The 1,917-nt window shown below is 38.2% G+C and carries 3 protein-coding genes; all 3 read left to right on the top strand.

Annotated elements, in window-relative coordinates:
* On the top strand, positions 1 to 727 hold a 727-nt coding region (locus AAFM34_RS20870), incomplete at its 5' end, for a ribonucleotide-diphosphate reductase subunit beta (RefSeq protein ID WP_341666197.1).
* Between the two features lie 23 nt (positions 728 to 750).
* Positions 751 to 1,011: a hypothetical protein gene (locus AAFM34_RS20865; protein ID WP_341666195.1), complete on the top strand. Its 261-nt coding sequence runs from the start codon at positions 751 to 753 to the stop codon at positions 1,009 to 1,011.
* A 119-nt stretch (positions 1,012 to 1,130) separates the two neighbouring features.
* The coding region (locus AAFM34_RS20860) for a ribonucleotide reductase N-terminal alpha domain-containing protein (RefSeq protein ID WP_341666193.1) at positions 1,131 to 1,917 on the top strand (787 nt) is incomplete at its 3' end.

Raw genomic sequence — 1,917 nt, 5'->3', positions numbered from 1 at the left:
GTGGTTTCCTAAACACGAAATACAACAGATGGCAATGATGTTTGGCTCGCAAGAGACAGTACACGCAGTGGCATATAGTTATTTAAATGAAACATTAGGATTAGAAAATTATGAAGCGTTTTTACACGAGCCTGCAACGGCTGAAAGATTTGATAACCTCGTGGCTTATGAAGGAACGAGCTCCATTGGTATTGGTAAGTCTCTTGCTGTGTTTAGTGCTTTTGCTGAAGGCGTATCTTTATACTCTGCTTTTGCTGTTTTGTATAGTTTTCAACTTAGAAATTTGTTGAAAGGCATTGGACAGCAAATGAAATGGAGTGTTCGAGATGAGTCACTACACAGTAAAATGGGCTGCAAACTCTTCCGCGATATGTGCAGTGAAAATGATCAATTACTGCATTTATGTCGAGAAGATATAATAAAAGCTGCAGAAACCATGATAAAGCTTGAGACTAAGTATATAGACAAGATGTTTGAAGCTGGTGATGTAGAAGGTATAAAAGCTAATGATCTTAAACATTTTATAAAAAAGAGAGCAAATGAAAAACTGGTTGAACTTGGTTACGTTGACTTGGGGAACTATTTCCCGTATGACAAGAATGCAGCGTCTAATCTTGATTGGTTCTATCATCTTACCGGCGGGGTCACTCATACTGATTTTTTCGCAATACGGCCGACAGATTATAGTAAGGCTAATGAAGGGGAAGACTTCGAAGACATTTGGTAATATAGTAACTGAACAAGAAATATATGAAGAACTTTATAACTAAAAGAAAGTTATTAAGAATATTAGCTTACACGAATAAGTTAACAGCATATCAAAAGGTAGCGTCTCGTATTGGATATATGGGCGCTGGCTTTTTGATCGCTGCGCAATGGACAATTGAACCAGTGCTATACATACTTGGTTTTATTTGTGTTGTAGTACAAACTTCTTCCCGTAAGCAATGGAATTTAGTAGCACTTAATATTAATGGGCTTATTGCCTGGATAACACACTTTTTAAGATAATGTGGAATGAAAACTGGAAAAAAGGTGAAGATTACCCTGCGTGGGGTAATAACGACGTATACAAGAAGACTATATCCGGGGGATATTTACTCTACGACGAGTCACCGAGAGAAGCTTACATGCGGGTTGCTAAAACAGTTGCTCGTAGATTATATAAACCGGAAATGGCGGAAACTTTCTTCGAATACATATGGAATGGTTGGCTATGTCTCGCTAGCCCGGTATTATCTAATACAGGTACTGATCGCGGTTTGCCTATTAGCTGCTTCGGCATTGATGTGGCTGATTCGATACAAGATATAGGACAGAAAAATTTAGAAATGATGTTGCTCGCTAAGCACGGCGGTGGAGTTGGCATTGGAATTAACATGATTAGACCCGCCGGCGCTAAAATAACAGGTAATGGAACATCAGACGGAGTTGTCCCTTTTTGTAAAATCTATGATTCAACAATACTCGCGACTAATCAAGGATCAGTCAGACGAGGAGCTGCATCGGTTAACATCAATATTGAACATGATGATTTCGAAGAATGGCTTGAAATTAGAGAGCCTAAAGGAGATGTCAACAGACAGTCGCTTAATTTACACCAGTGCGCAGTTGTGGGTGATAAGTTTATGCGACGAATTGAACAAGGAGATGCGGATGCTAGGGCTAGATGGAGTAAACTACTTAGAAAACGAAAAGCAACTGGAGAACCGTACATATTATTTAAGGGAAACACTAACAAGAGAAATCCAAAAGCATATAAAGAAAACGGCTTAAAAGTTCATATGACAAACATATGTTCTGAGATCACGTTGCATACTGATGAGAATCATAGCTTTGTTTGTTGTTTATCATCATTAAATTTAGCAAAATATGAAGAATGGAAAAACACTAACCTTATATACGACGCTATATGGT

Origin of the sequence: Vibrio sp., assembly GCF_038138445.1 — a bacterium.
Lineage (GTDB): Bacteria > Pseudomonadota > Gammaproteobacteria > Enterobacterales > Vibrionaceae > Vibrio.
This window is presented reverse-complemented; position numbering and strand designations above follow the sequence as displayed.